This is a genomic window from Falsibacillus pallidus, from assembly GCF_003350505.1.
GTDB classification, from domain to species: Bacteria; Bacillota; Bacilli; order Bacillales; family DSM-25281; genus Falsibacillus; species Falsibacillus pallidus.
This window is the reverse complement of record NZ_QQAY01000014.1, coordinates 1-16373: the sequence shown is the minus strand read 5'-3', so window position 1 is coordinate 16373 and position 16373 is coordinate 1. Positions and strand designations below refer to the sequence as shown.

General features: G+C 43.8%; 19 protein-coding genes, 11 tRNA genes and 1 rRNA gene. 29 read left to right on the top strand and 2 right to left on the bottom strand.

The window, feature by feature from the left end; translation table 11 throughout:
* Positions 1-181: 181 nt before the first annotated feature.
* The gene (locus tag DFR59_RS15860; protein ID WP_245948501.1) at positions 182-646 is read left to right on the top strand and encodes a PH domain-containing protein; all 465 of its coding nucleotides are present in this window, start codon (positions 182-184) and stop codon (positions 644-646) included.
* A complete protein-coding gene (locus DFR59_RS15855) occupies positions 639-2090 on the top strand; it encodes a PH domain-containing protein (protein ID WP_114746642.1) in 1452 nt (483 codons plus the stop codon). The genes DFR59_RS15860 and DFR59_RS15855 overlap by 8 nt, the downstream gene beginning before the upstream one ends.
* A gap of 45 nt (positions 2091-2135) precedes the next feature.
* On the opposite strand, the gene DFR59_RS15850 is transcribed toward DFR59_RS15855, so the two are convergent.
* Positions 2136-2726 (bottom strand): rhomboid family intramembrane serine protease, encoded by a 591-nt coding sequence (locus DFR59_RS15850; protein ID WP_114746641.1) that lies wholly within the window; start codon positions 2724-2726, stop codon positions 2136-2138.
* A gap of 98 nt (positions 2727-2824) precedes the next feature.
* On the opposite strand from DFR59_RS15850, the gene acpS reads away from it, so the two are divergent.
* The 14 genes from acpS to DFR59_RS15780 all read left to right on the top strand — a co-directional run bounded on the left by acpS (position 2825) and on the right by DFR59_RS15780 (position 14039).
* A complete protein-coding gene (gene acpS / locus DFR59_RS15845) occupies positions 2825-3181 on the top strand; it encodes a holo-ACP synthase (protein ID WP_114746640.1) in 357 nt (118 codons plus the stop codon).
* 225 nt (positions 3182-3406) lie between these two features.
* A complete protein-coding gene (locus DFR59_RS15840; protein WP_114746639.1) occupies positions 3407-4417 on the top strand; it encodes a LolA family protein in 1011 nt (336 codons plus the stop codon).
* 184 nt (positions 4418-4601) lie between these two features.
* Positions 4602-5762 carry an alanine racemase gene (gene alr / locus DFR59_RS15835; RefSeq protein WP_342768321.1) on the top strand — a complete coding sequence of 387 codons (1161 nt, stop codon included), beginning with the start codon at positions 4602-4604 and terminating at the stop codon, positions 5760-5762.
* 191 nt (positions 5763-5953) lie between these two features.
* On the top strand, positions 5954-6235 hold the full coding sequence (locus DFR59_RS15830) for a CopG family ribbon-helix-helix protein (protein WP_114746637.1): 282 nt from the start codon (positions 5954-5956) through the stop codon (positions 6233-6235).
* Positions 6236-6239: 4 nt separating this feature from the next.
* Positions 6240-6590 (top strand): type II toxin-antitoxin system endoribonuclease NdoA, encoded by a 351-nt coding sequence (gene ndoA, locus DFR59_RS15825; RefSeq protein WP_114746636.1) that lies wholly within the window; start codon positions 6240-6242, stop codon positions 6588-6590.
* A gap of 325 nt (positions 6591-6915) precedes the next feature.
* Positions 6916-7740 (top strand): RsbT co-antagonist protein RsbRA, encoded by an 825-nt coding sequence (locus DFR59_RS15820; RefSeq protein WP_114746635.1) that lies wholly within the window; start codon positions 6916-6918, stop codon positions 7738-7740.
* A gap of 5 nt (positions 7741-7745) precedes the next feature.
* Positions 7746-8102: an STAS domain-containing protein gene (locus DFR59_RS15815; protein ID WP_114746706.1), complete on the top strand. Its 357-nt coding sequence runs from the start codon at positions 7746-7748 to the stop codon at positions 8100-8102.
* A 4-nt stretch (positions 8103-8106) separates the two neighbouring features.
* Positions 8107-8508 (top strand): anti-sigma regulatory factor, encoded by a 402-nt coding sequence (locus DFR59_RS15810; protein ID WP_114746634.1) that lies wholly within the window; start codon positions 8107-8109, stop codon positions 8506-8508.
* Positions 8509-8518: 10 nt separating this feature from the next.
* A complete protein-coding gene (locus DFR59_RS15805) occupies positions 8519-9526 on the top strand; it encodes a PP2C family protein-serine/threonine phosphatase (RefSeq protein WP_114746633.1) in 1008 nt (335 codons plus the stop codon).
* Positions 9527-9595: 69 nt separating this feature from the next.
* Positions 9596-9925, top strand: a complete 330-nt coding sequence (locus tag DFR59_RS15800; RefSeq protein WP_114746632.1) for an anti-sigma factor antagonist — start codon at positions 9596-9598, stop codon at positions 9923-9925.
* A 2-nt stretch (positions 9926-9927) separates the two neighbouring features.
* Positions 9928-10398 (top strand): anti-sigma B factor RsbW, encoded by a 471-nt coding sequence (gene rsbW, locus DFR59_RS15795; RefSeq protein ID WP_425454718.1) that lies wholly within the window; start codon positions 9928-9930, stop codon positions 10396-10398.
* Complete coding sequence (gene sigB / locus DFR59_RS15790) at positions 10376-11176, top strand: RNA polymerase sigma factor SigB (protein WP_114746631.1); 801 nt, start codon at positions 10376-10378, stop codon at positions 11174-11176. Before rsbW ends, sigB begins: the two co-directional genes overlap by 23 nt.
* Positions 11173-11769 carry a PP2C family serine/threonine-protein phosphatase gene (locus DFR59_RS15785; protein ID WP_114746630.1) on the top strand — a complete coding sequence of 199 codons (597 nt, stop codon included), beginning with the start codon at positions 11173-11175 and terminating at the stop codon, positions 11767-11769. The genes sigB and DFR59_RS15785 overlap by 4 nt, the downstream gene beginning before the upstream one ends.
* A 104-nt stretch (positions 11770-11873) precedes the next feature.
* Complete coding sequence (locus tag DFR59_RS15780; protein ID WP_114746704.1) at positions 11874-14039, top strand: Tex family protein; 2166 nt, start codon at positions 11874-11876, stop codon at positions 14037-14039.
* An 18-nt stretch (positions 14040-14057) separates the two neighbouring features.
* On the opposite strand, the gene cmpA is transcribed toward DFR59_RS15780, so the two are convergent.
* The gene (gene cmpA, locus DFR59_RS15775; RefSeq protein ID WP_114746629.1) at positions 14058-14171 is read right to left on the bottom strand and encodes a cortex morphogenetic protein CmpA; all 114 of its coding nucleotides are present in this window, start codon (positions 14169-14171) and stop codon (positions 14058-14060) included.
* A gap of 118 nt (positions 14172-14289) precedes the next feature.
* Between cmpA and DFR59_RS15770 the strand changes: the two genes are divergently transcribed.
* From DFR59_RS15770 to DFR59_RS15710, 13 genes are all read left to right on the top strand, one after another.
* Positions 14290-14745, top strand: a complete 456-nt coding sequence (locus tag DFR59_RS15770; protein ID WP_114746628.1) for a SprT family protein — start codon at positions 14290-14292, stop codon at positions 14743-14745.
* 148 nt (positions 14746-14893) lie between these two features.
* Positions 14894-14968: transfer RNA gene (locus tag DFR59_RS15765), tRNA-Asn, on the top strand.
* 11 nt (positions 14969-14979) lie between these two features.
* Positions 14980-15070, top strand: a tRNA-Ser gene (locus DFR59_RS15760).
* 8 nt (positions 15071-15078) lie between these two features.
* A tRNA-Glu gene (locus tag DFR59_RS15755) sits at positions 15079-15153 on the top strand.
* 82 nt (positions 15154-15235) lie between these two features.
* Positions 15236-15312, top strand: a tRNA-Asp gene (locus tag DFR59_RS15750).
* 96 nt (positions 15313-15408) lie between these two features.
* A tRNA-Gln gene (locus DFR59_RS15745) sits at positions 15409-15483 on the top strand.
* 3 nt (positions 15484-15486) lie between these two features.
* Positions 15487-15562: transfer RNA gene (locus tag DFR59_RS15740), tRNA-Lys, on the top strand.
* Positions 15563-15601: 39 nt separating this feature from the next.
* Positions 15602-15686: transfer RNA gene (locus DFR59_RS15735), tRNA-Leu, on the top strand.
* 67 nt (positions 15687-15753) lie between these two features.
* A tRNA-Leu gene (locus tag DFR59_RS15730) sits at positions 15754-15839 on the top strand.
* 10 nt (positions 15840-15849) lie between these two features.
* Positions 15850-15926: transfer RNA gene (locus tag DFR59_RS15725), tRNA-Arg, on the top strand.
* 98 nt (positions 15927-16024) lie between these two features.
* Positions 16025-16101: transfer RNA gene (locus tag DFR59_RS15720), tRNA-Pro, on the top strand.
* Between the two features lie 21 nt (positions 16102-16122).
* Positions 16123-16196 (top strand) — tRNA-Gly (locus DFR59_RS15715).
* Positions 16197-16299: 103 nt separating this feature from the next.
* Positions 16300-16373 (top strand): 16S ribosomal RNA (locus DFR59_RS15710); the annotation flags it as partial.

Below are 16373 nucleotides of genomic sequence, written 5' to 3'. Positions count from 1 at the left end.
ATCGACAAAATCCGGGGCGTGACAGGCACTTTCTAGGCACTTTCTCAAGACACCTTCCCAGTCAAAAGCCGCTTCCATGTGAAGCATCCTTTATTTTTTTGTGAAACTTTCCTCCCGTAGATGCGTAAATAAGAGAGAATAGGTCTAGAAAGAAATGGGGGTATAGCGGATGAGGGAGCCGATGAATAAAATTTCTGATAAAGCCCTGAAAGTGTGGAGAATAACGGGGATGCTGCATTCATTGATTATTTTAGCGATATATTTTGGGGTCATCACGGTTGTTTCCATTTTTGACTGGCCGTCTTGGATTATCCTTTGCGGCGGTGTGGTCAGCATCCTTTATGTATACATATTTGTCTATCTTTTTCCGAATTTGAAATGGAAAAGATGGAGGTATGAGGTCCGTGAGAAAGAGATTGAACTTCAGAGCGGGATCGTTTTCAAAAAAAGAACACTAGTGCCGATGGTCCGGGTGCAGCATGTCGACACGGTGGAAGGGCCGTTGCTGAGAAGATATCATCTTGCGACAGTTACGGTTTCGACCGCTGCCACAACGCACCATATTCCAGCCCTTGATACGAGAGAAGCCGATGAATTGCGGTCATCCATATCGGCGTTGGCGAGGGTGGCGAAAGACGATGTCTGAATATAAACGCCTTCACCCGATTGCAGCAGTCTGGACAGTGCTGAAACAGCTGCGCGAAATGATTTTTCCCATTTTGGTCTTTTTATTTTTAGGCAGAGGGAAGGACTCGACATTTTGGGATTCATTTCCCTTCTTTGTTTCCGTTCTCTCCATCATCTTTATCCTGGTCTCAGGAATCATTAAGTGGAAGCGATTCACTTACAGAATCGAGGATGGCGAGTTAAGGATCGAGTACGGCCTTTTTGTTAAGAAAAAACGATATATCCCTTTGGAAAGAATTCAGAGTTTGGATTTTTCAGAAGGAATTCTTCATCGTCCGTTCGGTCTTGTTCGTGTTCAAATTGAAACAGCAGGCGGCAATGAGAAAAATCATGCAGAGGGTGAGCTGACAGCCATCAAAAAAGAAGAGGCTCTCTGGCTTGAGAAGACGATTCAAAAGGAAAAGCAGGGTACGGCCGATCATCCGGGAGATCAGGAAGAAATAAAAACGGAAGCTGTAGTTCATCACGTTTCAAATTCAGAGTTATTATTGATGGCTGTTACTTCCGGCGGTGTCGGGGTGGTGCTTTCGGCCATTGCTGCTTTTGTATTTCAATTTGAGGAAGTCATTCCTTATCAAAAAGTATTCAATCAGATGAACAAGGCCGTCCACAGCAGCGTTATATTGGTCGTTTTTGCTGTATTTTTCGGCCTCCTGTTGGCGTGGCTGTTTTCCATCGTGGTGACCATGCTGAAATACAGCCGATTTACAATTCGAAAAACGGCTGATGATTTGATCATCACAAGGGGCTTGCTTGAGAAGAAGCAGCTTACGATCCCGTTGAAAAGGATACAGGCTATCCGGATTGTTGAAAATATAGCAAGGCAGCCATTCGGGTTTGCCACTGTCTATATAGATAGTGCGGGAGGATCTGTCAAAGAGGCGGATAGTGCGTCTGTGATGGTCTTGCCGATCATCAAAAAGAAGAAGATCCCCATGCTGGCTGAACAATTCTTTCCGGACTACCAAATGGAAGCGGGTTTGACTAAGCTGCCAAACCGTGCATTGGGGAGCTATATCGTGCGGGAGTCTGTTCGTGTCCTGATTCCTGCAGCGGTTGTCTCAATTGTGTTTTGGCCGTGGGGTTCTCTCGCATTGATTGTGCTGGCAGCGGCTGCATTAATAGGTGTGTGGAAATATAAATCGGCAGGGTGGAATATAGCGGGGGATCAATTAGTCCTTTGCTGCCGGGCTGTGACAAAGACAACGATTTATATGAAAAAGGCGAGAATACAATCCCTCGAGATGACACAAAGCTGGTTTCAGAAAAGAAAGAACCTTGCCAGCCTTTCAGCAGCCGTTAAGTCTGGGGAAATGGGAAGGAAAGCTGTGGTTAGATATGCAGATGCAGTTCAAATAGAGAAAATGTATGAATGGTTCTTACCTGAAGAAGAACGGGCTTAAACTAAAAAACTGCCTTCGAATAAAATTCGCGGCAGTTTTTTGCTTTTAGGATTCAAGCTTTCCACGCAGCAGTATGCCGGCAGCTACTCCGGTAAACAAGCCTGCCAAATGAGCGGTGATATTGACGCCTGGCTGGATGAAAGACATGAAAAGAGAGATGATCAGGACGGGCAGAATCACCTGCGCCGATCTGGATGTTGGGTTTTTCCCGAACAGGGCCGCTGCTAAATAAAAGCCAAAGAGACCGAAGATGGCACCGCTTGAACCTGTATGAACATAAGTGAGGGGCAGCAGGAGAAAAGCAAAAAGGTTTCCGGTAATGCCGCACAGTAAATAAAAACAAAAGAAGCCGATTTTCCCCAGCTTTTTTTCCAGCGGTGGACCGAATATCAAAAGGGCAATCGTATTGAAGATGAAATGAGAAAAATTCACATGCACGAATAAAGGGGTAACGAAACGCCAAAGTTCTCCTTGCTTGATATAGATATTGGCCCCGATCAGCTTTTCGAATATCCAATCGTTAGGAAGGTAAGGCAAAGCGGCTATCCCGAATAATACGGTATGAATGGCGGCGATGCATGTAATAATAGGATATAATTTGATATAATCATTGAAATTTTCATTTCTGACAAACATGTTAGCCACACCTCAATTAGTGTAATGATTCTTTCTTGTACAAGTTCTGCTTGTCATATATATGCTCAGAAATCACGGGATAGAAGGAAGGTTTTTTTATGATTAAAGGTATCGGGATGGATATTGTGGAGCTTGAGAGGATCAGGCATCTCGAAGAAAAACAGCCTCGTTTCGCCGGCCGGGTCCTTTCGGAAAATGAGATCCTGAATTATCACCGCCTCAATGGACAAAGAAGGACGGAATATCTTGCAGGGCGGTTTGCTGCCAAGGAAGCTTTTTCGAAAGCGTGGGGAAGCGGGATTGGAAAGGATCTTTCATTTCAGGATATGGAAACGGCCTATGATGAAAAAGGAAAGCCGGTATTCATCAAGCCGATGGAGAAAGGAGTGCACTTATCTATAACCCACAGCAGGGAATATGCAGCGGCACAAGTCATAATAGAAGAAACGGACTGAATGAAAAGTTTTTCCTGCTTGTCTTTTTATCCCAAGCATAATCAAAAAGGTTGTCTCATATATTCATAGTGCATATAGGAGAGACAAGGGTGCTGAATCATCCCCCATCCGTCCATTTCCAATCCAACAGGACGGAACCACAAAGCAAGGGATGGAACGGAATGGATGTTCAGCCTCCTCAATCCCTCTCCTTTACGTTCAAATGAGACAAAAGGGGCTGAAAAGATGAAAAGGAAGATTTGGGTGCTCATAGTTGCCATTTCAGCAATCCTGGCACTATCTGCTTGCGGTGCAAAAACGCAGGAAGATGTTACAAAAGATTTGACGGAGAAGCTGGGGGATATCAAAGGGTATAAAGCACATGCGAAGATGACCCTTAAAATGGGGAATGAGCCGCAGACTTATCAGATCGATGTTTGGCATAATCAACCGGACTACTACAGAGTGAATTTGAAAAATGCCCAGCGGGATCAAAGCCAAATGATCCTCAGGAATAAAGAAGGTGTCTATGTGCTGACGCCTGCTCTGAACAAAAGCTTTAAATTCCAGAGCGAATGGCCGGAAAACAGCAGCCAAGCGTATTTATATGAATCGCTTGTAAAGGATATCCTCGAAGATAAAAACGCGAAGTTTTCAGCTACAAAGGACTATTATGTATTTGAAACAAAAACGCGCTACCAAAACAGCAAAATGCTTCCGACACAGGAAATCAAACTTAGCAAACGCAGCTTGGCTCCAGTCAGTGTAAAAGTGATGGATACAGATCACAATGCGCTTGTCACAGTTGAATTTTCCAAAGTGGACTTCAACGCAAGCTTCGATAAAGATGCTTTCGATACGAACAAAAATATGACAGGTGCCCAGCTTGAAGTTCCGGTGGATGCTTCAGCCTCCGCGAAGGAATTCAAAGTTCAGTATCCAACAGCCGATGTCGGCGCAAGCCTCATCGATGAAAAGGATATTGCAACTGATTCCGGCAAACGTATTGTCCTGACATATGGCGGAGATAAGTCCTTCACATTGGTTCAGGAAAAAGCAGAGGTAATGCCGACAGCGATGGTTTCCACGCAGGCGCCAGGTAAGATCGTCGATTTGGGCTTTACAGTCGGTGCTATGACGGATACTTCTATCTCCTGGACATACGATGGAGTTGACTACATGCTTGCGTCCAAAGATTTGTCTTCGGATGAAATGGTGATGGTGGCACGCTCTGTCCAAGGAGACATCGTAAAATAATCTGAAATGCATTACGTATTCTTACTAGAACAGGCCGTGAAAGTGTCGGCCTGTTTTTTTCGACAAAAACTGGCGTTTACGCTTTTATTTCTTTTGCTAGTAATTAATACATTTGACAAGGACGGTTCTTAGTTGAAATAATCAAATGTAGCAGATGAGGCAAAGGTTAAAGGACGTGAACATTTTGAACGCTAATACTCAATTTTTCCGTGACACATGGGCTGAAATCAACTTGGACAATCTTTATAAAAATGTAAGTGCTGTCAGAGGGCTCCTTCCAGAAGGTGTCGGTATTTTCGCAGTTGTAAAGGCAAACGCCTATGGCCACGGGGATTTCCAGGTTTCAGAAACGGCTCTCGAGGCGGGTGCTCATGGATTGGCCGTTGCCTTTTTAGATGAGGCGCTTTCGCTTAGAAAAAGGGGGATAACAGCTCCGATTTTAGTATTGGGCGCGAGCAGGGCTGAAGATGCTGCATTAGCTGCAGAGCATGATATTTCCTTAACCGTGTTCCAAAGAGAGTGGCTGGAAGAAGCGGTGGGATTTTTGCCGTCTGAAAAAAATGTCAGCCTCCATATCAAGTGCGATACGGGGGTGAACAGGCTCGGTGTGAGGACGATTGAAGAATTGAAAGAACTGGAGCGGATCATGGACTCATCACCACAGCTGGTTTTTGAAGGGGTCTTCACCCACTTTGCCACAGCGGATGAATTAGATGAATCCCTCTATCAGAAACAGTTTGCAGCATTCAAGGAGATGGTGGCTTCCCTAAGGGAGAAACCCAAATATGTCCACGCTGCAAATAGTGCGGCATCCTTGAGGCATTCGCAGAGTAGCTTCAATGCCATCCGATTCGGCATTTCCATGTATGGGCTTTCCCCGTCGGAAGAAATGAAAGGGCTGCTTCCTTTTCCGTTGAAAGAAGTTTTCTCTTTGCATGCCAGGCTGGTTCATGTCAAAAAAATCAATCCTGGCGAGAGTGTAAGCTATGGAGCCACATATACCGCTGAAGGCGAGGAGTGGATCGGAACGCTTCCGATAGGGTACGCAGACGGCTGGATCCGGAGGCTTCAAGGACAGGAAGTATTAGTGGATGGCAAGCGCGCTCCCATTGTCGGAAGGATCTGCATGGATCAATGCATGATCAAGCTTCCGCATGAAATGCCTGTCGGGACCCTTGTGACCTTGATCGGCTGCCAGGGGGATGAAAGCATCTCGATTGATGAAATCGCAGAGAAGCTGGAGACCATCAACTATGAAGTGCCATGCATCATCTCCAATCGGGTGCCAAGGGTATTTATACACAATAATGAGCCGGAAAGCGTTGAAAATAAGCTGATTGAATAGAAAATATTCCTTTGCGGCATAAAAAATAGATAATTTAAATGCCATTCGCGGAAAAAATATGCATAATAGCTGGCAGGCATTGCCGATAATAGATAAAGATTGCTGAATGCTCTTTTCTTTGCGGTTGTTTGATGGTATGATTGTAATGGTAGTGAATGAAACGGTGTGTAGTGATGGTGGAGGTGTCGATTGTGTCTGAATCCAGCGCAACAACAGAAATATTAATACGTTTGCCGCAGCAGCTCTTAAGCGAATTGGATGGATTTGCAGAACAAGAGAATGTGAATCGGAATGAGTTTATTTATCGTGCTACGAAAATGTATCTTCGCGAACGTAAGAAACGCCAAATTCGAGAGTCAATGAGACGCGGCTATATGGAAATGGCTAAGATCAACTTAGCTATTGCTTCAGAAGCTATTCAAGCTGAGTACGAGGCAGAACATACAGTTGAACGTTTAGTAAGCGGAGGTTAAACCTTTGATTGTTAAACGTGGTGACGTGTATTTTGCAGACCTTTCCCCGGTAGTTGGATCTGAGCAAGGCGGTGTACGTCCAGTTTTAGTCATCCAAAATGATATAGGGAATCGGTTTAGTCCCACTGTAATTGTCGCTGCCATAACCGCACAAATTCAAAAAGCAAAACTGCCGACGCACGTCGAAATTGACGCAAAGCGCTATGGATTTGAACGTGACTCCGTTATATTGCTGGAGCAAATCCGGACAATAGATAAACAGCGCTTAACAGACAAGATCACTCATTTGGATGATGAAATGATGGAAAAAGTGGATGAAGCCCTGCAGATTAGTGTAGGACTTATTGAATTTTAAATTGAGAACGCTCCGAAAAAAGGGCGTTTTTTTATTTTTTTATCAGAAGTTTTCAATTGGGAATATTTCATGATAGTGATTATCTCCTAACTTCTGTATAGTAAGAGTAACGGGAAAATGTAAAATGTATTAAAAATTTGTCAGAATAGATTGTTTTTATATAAAATAAGGATTGATATCAAATAAATGCAAGAAGATAAGATAAAACATGCATTTGATTGAAGAATGAATCCAGCAAAAGAGAACATAGCAAACGCTGCGGTTTCGAAAAAGGGGATTCGATTCTGCCGCTTATATATTCCGCGTGATAAATAAGGAGGGCAACATGTATCATCAATTAGTAGATTATATCCATAACAACAAGGACACTTTATTGGAAAAGTGGATGGAGTCCATGAAAGACCAGGCGGACGAAAGGATTGTCAAAGTGGTTTCAGACCAGGTTTTTACCCGGACAAGCCGTGAATTCGTCGACTTGTTGAATTCCAATCTCGTGAACGACCAGGATTTCTCCACTAAATTAGAAGACTTTGCTGCAAAAGTCATCCGATTGGGCTGGCCGCTGACATTTGTTACAAAAGGAATGCAGGCATTTAGTAAAATTATCTTTGAAGGTATGCGTGAAGAAGGAGCCGTTCCGGATGAGCGTTTGATCGAATTCGGCGAAGTATTTGAAAAGTGGATGACCCCTTTATATAACGAAGTCATCAATGTCTACACAGAAACATGGGAGAAGACAGTGTCACTCCAAAAAATTGCCCTTCAGGAATTATCGGCGCCTCTTATCCCGGTCTTTGAGAAAATATCTGTCCTTCCTCTTGTGGGGACAATCGATACAGAACGGGCAAAATTGATCATGGAAAATCTATTGACTGGAACTGTAAAGCACCGCGCAGAGGTTGTCCTGATTGATATTACAGGGGTTCCGGTCGTTGATACTATGGTTGCCCATCATATCATCCAGGCAGCTGAGGCTGTAAGGCTTGTCGGAGCGAAATGCATGCTTGTAGGCATCCGTCCCGAGATTGCACAGACCATTGTGAACTTAGGAATCAACTTGAATCAGATCATTACAACGAGCACTCTCAGAAAAGGTATTGAGGCTGCACTTGAATATACGAATCGAAAAATCGTGGAACTGGAAGGATGATGAAAGTGAGAATCCCAATTTTAAAACTTCATGATTGTCTTTTAGTGTCGATCCAATGGGAGCTTGACGATCAAACGGCGCTTCAATTCCAGGAAGATTTATTAAATAAAATACATGAAACGAATGCAAAAGGTGTCGTCATCGATATTACATCGATCGACTTCATTGATTCGTTCATTGCAAAAGTACTCGGGGATGTCATTAATATGTCCACTCTAATGGGTGCAAAAGTAGTGATTACAGGAATCCAGCCGGCAGTTGCGATTACCCTCATTGAATTAGGAATTGGATTGGAAGAGGTCCTAACCGCATTGGATTTAGAAAAAGGCCTGGAGAAATTACAACAGGAACTGGGGGATTAACGGTATGGACGTTCAATCCTGCGTGAAAATTCTTAACGAATGGGACATCGTCGCAGCCCGCCAATTGGGTAGGAATGTAGCCAAGGAGCTCGGGTTTGGTACGGTGGACCAGGCGAGAATCACAACGGCTATTAGTGAACTTGCGCGAAATATTTATTTATATGCAGGACAAGGACAGGTCTGCATTGAAAAGTTATATGAGAATGGAAAAGCCGGCCTGAAGATTATCGCAGTAGATACAGGTCCTGGTATTACCGATATCCGAAAAGTCATGGAGGACGGCTTCTCGACATCAGGAGGTTTGGGTGCCGGACTTCCCGGGGTGAAAAGATTGATGGATGATTTCTCAATCGATTCAAATCCCGGTGAAGGGACGGATATAAGAGCAACCAAATGGCTCCGCTAGGGGGAGTAGTATGGATTTTAGAAATATAATGGAACTAAAATATAAAGAGATTCTCGAAAACTATTTAAAAGACCAAAATGAACAAGTGCTTTACCAAGGGCAAAAGTTCAGTAGAAAAACGATTGAACACAAGATTTCTCCTGAAGAAATCATCAGTCTTCACCGTTCGCTGATCATGGAGATGGAGCCGGACATGCCGGACTCCATCGTTCATTCTTTTGATGTCCTATTGGAAGTGATGATCGGCTATGGCCTTGCCTACAGGGAGCATCAAAGCCTCCGCAATCAGCAGCAGGAGCTTCGCGGGGAAATCGAAATAGCGGCCAATATGCAGCAGACGCTCCTCGGTACAAAGATCCCGACAGAGGAGTGCTTGGATATAGGCGCCATCAGTGTCGCGGCCAAAACTATGAGCGGCGACTATTATCATTTCGTTAAAGAAAAAAATCGAATCAGCGTTGCGATAGCCGACGTTATCGGGAAAGGGATCCCGGCTGCGCTTTGTATGTCCATGATCAAATATGCCATGGACAGCCTTCCGGAAAACCAATATAACCCGAGCAGCGTATTGGAGAATATCAACCGCGTAGTGGAGCAGAATGTCGATCCTACGATGTTCATCACGATGTTCCATGGGATGTATGACACGGATAAGCATACGTTCTACTATTCTTCTGCTGGTCACGAACCTGGATTCTATTACCATTCCAGCAAGAAGCAATTCAGCGATCTTTCTGCGAAGGGCCTTCTTCTCGGCATCGATAAGAAGACAAAATATCAGCAATACGAGAGATATGTGGAAATTGGGGATATGATCATCCTCCTCTCAGACGGTGTAACAGAATGCCGTACAGAGGAAGGGTTCCTGGAGCGGGAAGATTTGGTGGAATATATCCAAAAATATATCCATTTAAATTCGCAGGAAATTGTAAATAATGTATATAAAGACCTTGAAAAACTTCAGGATTTTCAATTAAGGGATGACTTTACACTAATCATTTTAAAAAGAAAATGCTGAAATTGGTTTGAGCAGTTTTTCTTGGGGTAAAAGTATTAGTGTTGAAAAGTAGATGGGGTGAATAATTTCATGAATATTAATGTTGAAGTTCAAGAAAACGAACAATTTGTCAAAAGTAAAATCGGTGGAGAAATCGATGCGTATACAGCCCCTCAAGTAAGGGAAGCTCTTTCTCCGTTTGCCGTCAAACCGAATATACATCTCACCATAGATCTAACAGACGTTTCATACATGGACAGTACAGGACTTGGCGTTTTTGTCGGATTGTTTAAAAGCATCCGTGCAAACGACGGCCAAATGGTACTGACAGGCCTTTCTGAACGCTTGAAGCGTTTATTCGATATCACCGGATTGGCCGATATTATGGAAATCAATTCCGAGGTAGAGGGTGGAGTATGATGATGGAGGATTTTGATTACATCGAGATGAAGGTTCCAGGAAAACCAGAATTTGTTGGGGTTATCCGGCTGACTATTTCCGGAATCGCCAGTCGAATGGGATTTTCCTATGACTCTATTGAGGATTTGAAAATCGCTGCAAGTGAAGCAATCACCAATGCCGTACAGCATGCCTATAAAGAAGATGAGGAAGGCGATGTCCTCATTGGATTCGGCATCTATGCCAATCGTTTGGAAATCATGGTCTCCGATCATGGTACAAGCTTTGATTTCCAAAAAACACGCGAGGAAATCGGACCTTATCACGAAAGTCTCGAAGTTGAGTTTTTACGTGAGGGAGGTTTAGGTTTATACCTCATCGAAAGCCTTATGGATGAAGTGAAAATCCACCATAAGGAAGGGGTTACAGTCTTAATGACTAAGTACCTTGAAGGAGAGCAGGTGGATAGGGATGTCGAATCTATCTCAACCTAATCATTTTCAAACCCGCGACCAAGTGAATGGCTGGATTAAAGCATTCCAGGAAAACGGTGATCAAGAGGCCCAAGATCGTCTGGTCGTCCACTATCAGAGACTGGTCGAATCCATTGCCCGAAAGTATTCCAAAGGGAAGTCATACCATGAAGACATCTATCAAGTCGGCATGATCGGCTTGCTTGGTGCCATCAGGCGCTATGATGATTCTTTCGGTAAATCTTTTGAAGCTTTTGCCATCCCGACGATTGTGGGAGAAATCAAAAGGTTTCTAAGAGATAAAACATGGAGCGTCCACGTCCCTAGGAGGATTAAGGAGCTTGGACCGAAAATAAAAGCAACGCTTGAAGAATTGACCACAGAGCTTCAGCGATCTCCCCGCGTTATTGAAATCGCAGACCATCTGGGTATTTCCGAAGAGGAAGTATTGGAAGCGATGGAAATGGGTAAAAGCTATCAAGCTCTATCTGTGGATCATACAATCGAAGCGGACTCAGAAGGTAGTACAGTAACACTGCTCGATATTGTTGGGAATGTTGATGAGGGATATGAAAGAACCAACCAAAAGCTTGTACTGGAGAAGGTTCTTCATGTACTGAGTGACAGGGAGCGTTCAATCATTCAATATACGTTCCTTGATAACATGAGCCAGAAAGATGCCGGAGAGATGCTGGGTATTTCTCAAATGCACGTATCAAGGCTGCAGCGAAAAGCGATCAAGAAGCTTAAAGAGGCAATCCTTGAAGAAGATGCATTTTCAGAAAGGTCTTCCTTATGAACCATCTTTTGCAGAAGGAAGTGGAAGTCTTTTCGCATCAAACGTCAAAAGCAGGTAAAGCACAGTGCGGCGACAGCTATTACTTCACAGCTACAGATGAATATTTCCTTTGCGTGCTGGCGGATGGATTAGGCAGCGGAAAATACGCCAATGAAGCATCTTCAGCTGTAGCTCAAGTAGTAGAGGAGAATAAAGAGGAAGATGTAGAAACGCTCATGAAGCTCTGCAATCAGGTGCTGCTCAATAAACGCGGTGCTGCAGTTGCCGTTGTCAAAGCTTATTTCAAGACCAAGGATTTTGTTTATAGCTGCGTTGGAAACATCCGCTTCTATTTATACTCCCCTACCGGTAAATTAACCTACCCACTACCTGTCACAGGTTATTTATCTGGCAGGCCGCAACTATTCAGTACCCATCGATATCCCTTTGAAGAAGGTGCAAGATTTTTAATCCATTCAGATGGTTTAAGGATTTCAAGCACCAAAAGTCTGCTGAAAGATTCCTTTTCTTTAGAGTATATTGCTCAAGAATTGGAACGAAGCTATAGTAATGCAGAAGACGATTTAACGTTTATTGTAGGAAGCTTGCTCTGATAATGGAGTGAGCTTTTTTATATTTGTTCACCATTTTAATTACTCCAAAAAGGTGTGTTAAACTATAATCATGCTTACTGATAGGGGGATGTACATTGAATCAAGTGAAAACCCAGGAAGATCAATTGATCCTATCCATTTCGAAAGAGTTGGGATTTAAATCAAAGCAGGTACATAACGTAATCGACATGATTAATGAAGGAAATACCGTCCCATTCATTGCCCGCTACCGCAAAGAGATGACAGGTGCACTGGATGAGGTGCAAATCCGTGCCATCATAGATAAATGGACATTTATGCAGAATTTAAAAAAACGAAAAGAAGATGTCATTCGTTTGATTGAAGAACAAGGGAAGCTTACAGAGGAACTAAGAAAATCCATTGAATCTGCCGATAAACTCCAAGTGGTGGAGGATCTATACAGACCTTACAAACAAAAAAGAAGAACAAAAGCCACAGTGGCAAAAGAAAAAGGATTAGAGCCACTGGCGGAGTGGCTGTTGACATTTCCGTCAGCAGGCAGCCTTGAAGAAAAAGCGGCTTCATTTATTTCATCTGAAAAAGGTGTCGATTCTGCTGAAGCAGCAATTGAAGGGGCGAAGGATATCATCGCAGAAATCGTCTCCGATGATCCCGCTGCCCGACAGTGGATCCGCCGTGAAACATTCAAATCTGGAAAGCTCTCAACAGCTGTAAAAGATGAGGAGAAGGATGAAAAGAATGTTTATGAAATGTATTATGACTACTCAGAACCTCTTGCAAAAGTAGTCCCTCATCGGACGCTTGCCATCAATAGAGGGGAAAAAGAGGAGATTCTAAAGGTATCCGTTCAGCCGGATACTGAAAGAATACACGAATACCTGTTCAAAAAATTTATTCCTAATGAGAAATCCATTGCTTCTGAAGTGGTAAGGGATGCAGTCAATGATGGATATAAGCGATTGATACAGCCATCCATTGAGCGGGAAATCCGAAATGAACTGACTGAAAAAGCGGATGAACAGGCCATCCACATCTTCTCTGAAAACTTGAAGAACCTTCTGCTTCAGCCGCCTTTAAAAGGAAAGGTAGTGCTCGGGGTAGATCCGGCATATCGGACAGGCTGTAAACTTTCCGTGGTGGATGAAACAGGAAAGGTCCTTTATATCGGAGTCATCTATCCACATCCGCCGAAAGCGCAGCCGGAAAAATCAAAACAAGCCATCCTTTCCATCCTGGAAAAGTACTCCGTTGAACTAGTCGCAATCGGAAACGGAACAGCATCTCGGGAAACCGAGCAGTTCATCGTAGATACATTGAAAGAAGCAAAAAGAGATATTTCTTATATCATTGTCAATGAAGCTGGGGCAAGCGTCTATTCCGCTTCTGACTTGGCGAGGGAAGAGTTCCCTGACCTCCAGGTAGAAGAAAGAAGCGCGGTATCCATCGCAAGACGCCTGCAAGACCCGTTGGCTGAGCTGGTTAAGATCGATCCAAAATCAGTAGGAGTGGGGCAGTATCAACATGATGTCTCACAAAAAAACCTGAATGATTCCTTAACGTTCGTGGTTGAAACAGTGGTTAACCAAGTTGGTGTGAATGTAAATACAGCTTCATCTTCCTTGCTTCAATATGTAGCAGGTTTAAACAAAACAGTTGCCAACAATATCGTAAAATTCCGCGATGAAAATGGAAAAATCAATAGCAGAGCCCAACTGAAAAAAATCCCTCGACTTGGAGCCAAAACGTATGAGCAAAGTATCGGGTTCTTAAGAATCATGGACGGAAAGCATCCGCTTGATAAAACATCGATTCACCCTGAAACATACGGGGATGTGGAAAAGCTCTTAAAGAAACTCGGTGTGGGATTGAATGAACTGGGCTCAGATAAATTAAGTGCATCCCTTGAAAAGTTCACGATTCAAGAATTAGCGGCAGAACTAGAGATCGGTGAATTAACGCTAAAGGACATCCTGGATTCGTTAAGAAGACCTGGCCGTGATCCGCGCGACGTATTGCCGAAGCCAATCCTGAAAAAAGACGTCCTTAAATTAGAAGACCTCACTGAGGGAATGGAACTGCAAGGAACTGTCCGCAACGTGGTCGATTTCGGCGCATTCGTCGATATCGGCGTAAAGCAGGATGGGTTGGTTCATATCTCCAAATTAAGCAACCGCTTCGTCAAGCATCCTTTAGATGTGGTGGCTGTCGGAGATGTCGTCACAGTTTGGGTCGATTCAGTCGACATGAAAAAAGGACGAGTAGCCTTGACCATGCTTCCTTCTAAATAAACGAAAAAACACTGTTCATTAGGAGCAGTGTTTTTTTCTATAGAAATACCAGCACTGGTTGAGAAGTTTGATCTGATATCTGTTTTTCTCGAGAAAAGCTTTTTGCATTTGTTTTTGCAGCCAAGTCGGCATGCAGAATACCTCCTTGCCATGATAGTTGCTAATCATTGTATGCTATAATAGGTTGTCATGTTTACAGAATACCTGCACCTTAAATCATAGAGAGAAGAAGTGAATGGGGGGACTGCAGATGAACGATGAGAAGCTTCAGCAATTGACTGAAACCATTTCAGAAAATGTCTTCGGAAAGACTTTCAACCATAAAGCTCTTTTTAATAAAAGGCTGCGGACCACTGGCGGAAGGTATATGCTGCGTTCTCACAATATTGAAATTAACCCCGCTTATTATGAAGAACACGGGATGGATGAGTTGATCGGCATTATCAAACATGAGCTGTGCCATTATCATCTGCATATTGAGGGGAAAGGGCATCAGCACAGAGATGAAGATTTCCGCAAATTGCTGAAAGAAACAGGATCTCCTAGACATTGCACCCCGTTGAAAAGCAGGGTGATGCAGCGTAAACAAGCGATGCATTTATATGAGTGTTCGGGCTGCGGGCAAAAATACAACCGGAAAAGACGGGTGAACGTACAAAGGTATGTGTGCGGGAAATGTGCAGGGAAACTCGTTAAGAAAGGATAGAGGAAAACAGCTCTTATCGAAGTTTTAAATGAATTTTATTGATGTTTTAACGGCCTGTTTTCCTTCTATATTTTTTCTTGGAAATCGTCTTGACAGTATAGGTGTCCCTAAGTATAATTTAAAGAGTCGTATTAAACATACTTTTTATTCCGCAGTAGCTCAGTGGTAGAGCTATCGGCTGTTAACCGATCGGTCGCAGGTTCGAGTCCTGCCTGCGGAGCCATTTTTATGTTTGGGGAAGTACTCAAGAGGCTGAAGAGGCGCCCCTGCTAAGGGTGTAGGTCGCGTAAGCGGCGCGAGGGTTCAAATCCCTCCTTCTCCGCCATACATATCGGCCCGTTGGTCAAGCGGTTAAGACACCGCCCTTTCACGGCGGTAACACGGGTTCGAATCCCGTACGGGTCACCATTTATTTTACTTGCGCTTTATAATGAAAGTTATTTTGCTGGCGTAAATTAAGGATATTTATTTTGCTAAAGCAAAAAAATTCGGTCTGGTAGTTCAGTTGGTTAGAATGCCTGCCTGTCACGCAGGAGGTCGCGGGTTCGAGTCCCGTCCAGACCGCCATTTCTTTCTTAAAAAAACTTGAAACATTTTGTTGACAGTCTTCAAGAAATGGTGATATACTAAAAACCTCGTCTTAAGGCGAGAATAAAAACACGATGGGCTATAGCCAAGCGGTAAGGCATCGCACTTTGACTGCGACATGCGTTGGTTCGAATCCAGCTAGCCCAGCCAAGAGAGCCATTAGCTCAGTTGGTAGAGCATCTGACTTTTAATCAGAGGGTCGAAGGTTCGAGTCCTTCATGGCTCACCATAAGATTTTTGTGAAAAGCAAAAACTCTTTCATAATTATGCGGGTGTGGCGGAATTGGCAGACGCACCAGACTTAGGATCTGGCGCCGCAAGGCGTGGGGGTTCAAGTCCCTTCACCCGCACCATTTCTTTTCAAAAAGATTCTTGACTTTTTGAAAGCCATCAGGTTATAATAGATCCTGTCGCTAAAATGCGGTCGTGGCGGAATGGCAGACGCGCTAGGTTGAGGGCCTAGTGGGGGCAACCCCGTGGAGGTTCAAGTCCTCTCGGCCGCACCAAACACATCATGCGCCCGTAGCTCAATTGGATAGAGCGTCTGACTACGGATCAGAAGGTTATGGGTTCGACTCCTATCGGGCGCGCCATAAATTTTTTAAACAAGCGAGCGAGTTACACCGAGTGTACATAGAAAACACTATGATGTAAACGAGCAGAGCAAATTCATAGTAAATCTATCATTATCCGGGAAGTAGCTCAGCTTGGTAGAGCACTTGGTTTGGGACCAAGGGGTCGCAGGTTCGAATCCTGTCTTCCCGACCATGATTTCTTTCAATATTATATGCGGGTGTAGTTTAGTGGTAAAACCTCAGCCTTCCAAGCTGATGATGAGGGTTCGATTCCCTTCACCCGCTCCAAACTTGATCTTTGAAAACTGAACAAAACAAAACGTCAACGTTAATCTATTTTTTAAAAATCGAGCTAATCAAGCTTGAAACTTTGTGGCTTTGAGCCAACAATTTTTCGGAGAGTTTGATCCTGGCTCAGGACGAACGCTGGCGGCGTGCCTAATACATGCAAGTCGAGCGGATTGA

Excerpts from the sequence above, each read along its gene's own strand:
- DFR59_RS15785 (WP_114746630.1), top strand. The coding sequence starts at position 11,173 with ATGAACCATCTTTTGCAGAAGGAAGTGGAAGTCTTTTCGCATCAAACG.
- rsbW (WP_425454718.1), top strand. The coding sequence starts at position 9,928 with ATGGAGGATTTTGATTACATCGAGATGAAGGTTCCAGGAAAACCAGAA.
- DFR59_RS15820 (WP_114746635.1), top strand. The coding sequence starts at position 6,916 with ATGTATCATCAATTAGTAGATTATATCCATAACAACAAGGACACTTTA.
- DFR59_RS15800 (WP_114746632.1), top strand. The coding sequence starts at position 9,596 with ATGAATATTAATGTTGAAGTTCAAGAAAACGAACAATTTGTCAAAAGT.
- DFR59_RS15850 (WP_114746641.1), bottom strand. The coding sequence starts at position 2,726 with ATGTTTGTCAGAAATGAAAATTTCAATGATTATATCAAATTATATCCT.
- DFR59_RS15770 (WP_114746628.1), top strand. The coding sequence starts at position 14,290 with ATGAACGATGAGAAGCTTCAGCAATTGACTGAAACCATTTCAGAAAAT.
- DFR59_RS15810 (WP_114746634.1), top strand. The coding sequence starts at position 8,107 with ATGGACGTTCAATCCTGCGTGAAAATTCTTAACGAATGGGACATCGTC.
- DFR59_RS15855 (WP_114746642.1), top strand. The coding sequence starts at position 639 with ATGTCTGAATATAAACGCCTTCACCCGATTGCAGCAGTCTGGACAGTG.
- DFR59_RS15805 (WP_114746633.1), top strand. The coding sequence starts at position 8,519 with ATGGATTTTAGAAATATAATGGAACTAAAATATAAAGAGATTCTCGAA.
- cmpA (WP_114746629.1), bottom strand. The coding sequence starts at position 14,171 with ATGCCGACTTGGCTGCAAAAACAAATGCAAAAAGCTTTTCTCGAGAAA.
- DFR59_RS15840 (WP_114746639.1), top strand. The coding sequence starts at position 3,407 with ATGAAAAGGAAGATTTGGGTGCTCATAGTTGCCATTTCAGCAATCCTG.
- acpS (WP_114746640.1), top strand. The coding sequence starts at position 2,825 with ATGATTAAAGGTATCGGGATGGATATTGTGGAGCTTGAGAGGATCAGG.
- DFR59_RS15860 (WP_245948501.1), top strand. The coding sequence starts at position 182 with ATGAATAAAATTTCTGATAAAGCCCTGAAAGTGTGGAGAATAACGGGG.
- sigB (WP_114746631.1), top strand. The coding sequence starts at position 10,376 with ATGTCGAATCTATCTCAACCTAATCATTTTCAAACCCGCGACCAAGTG.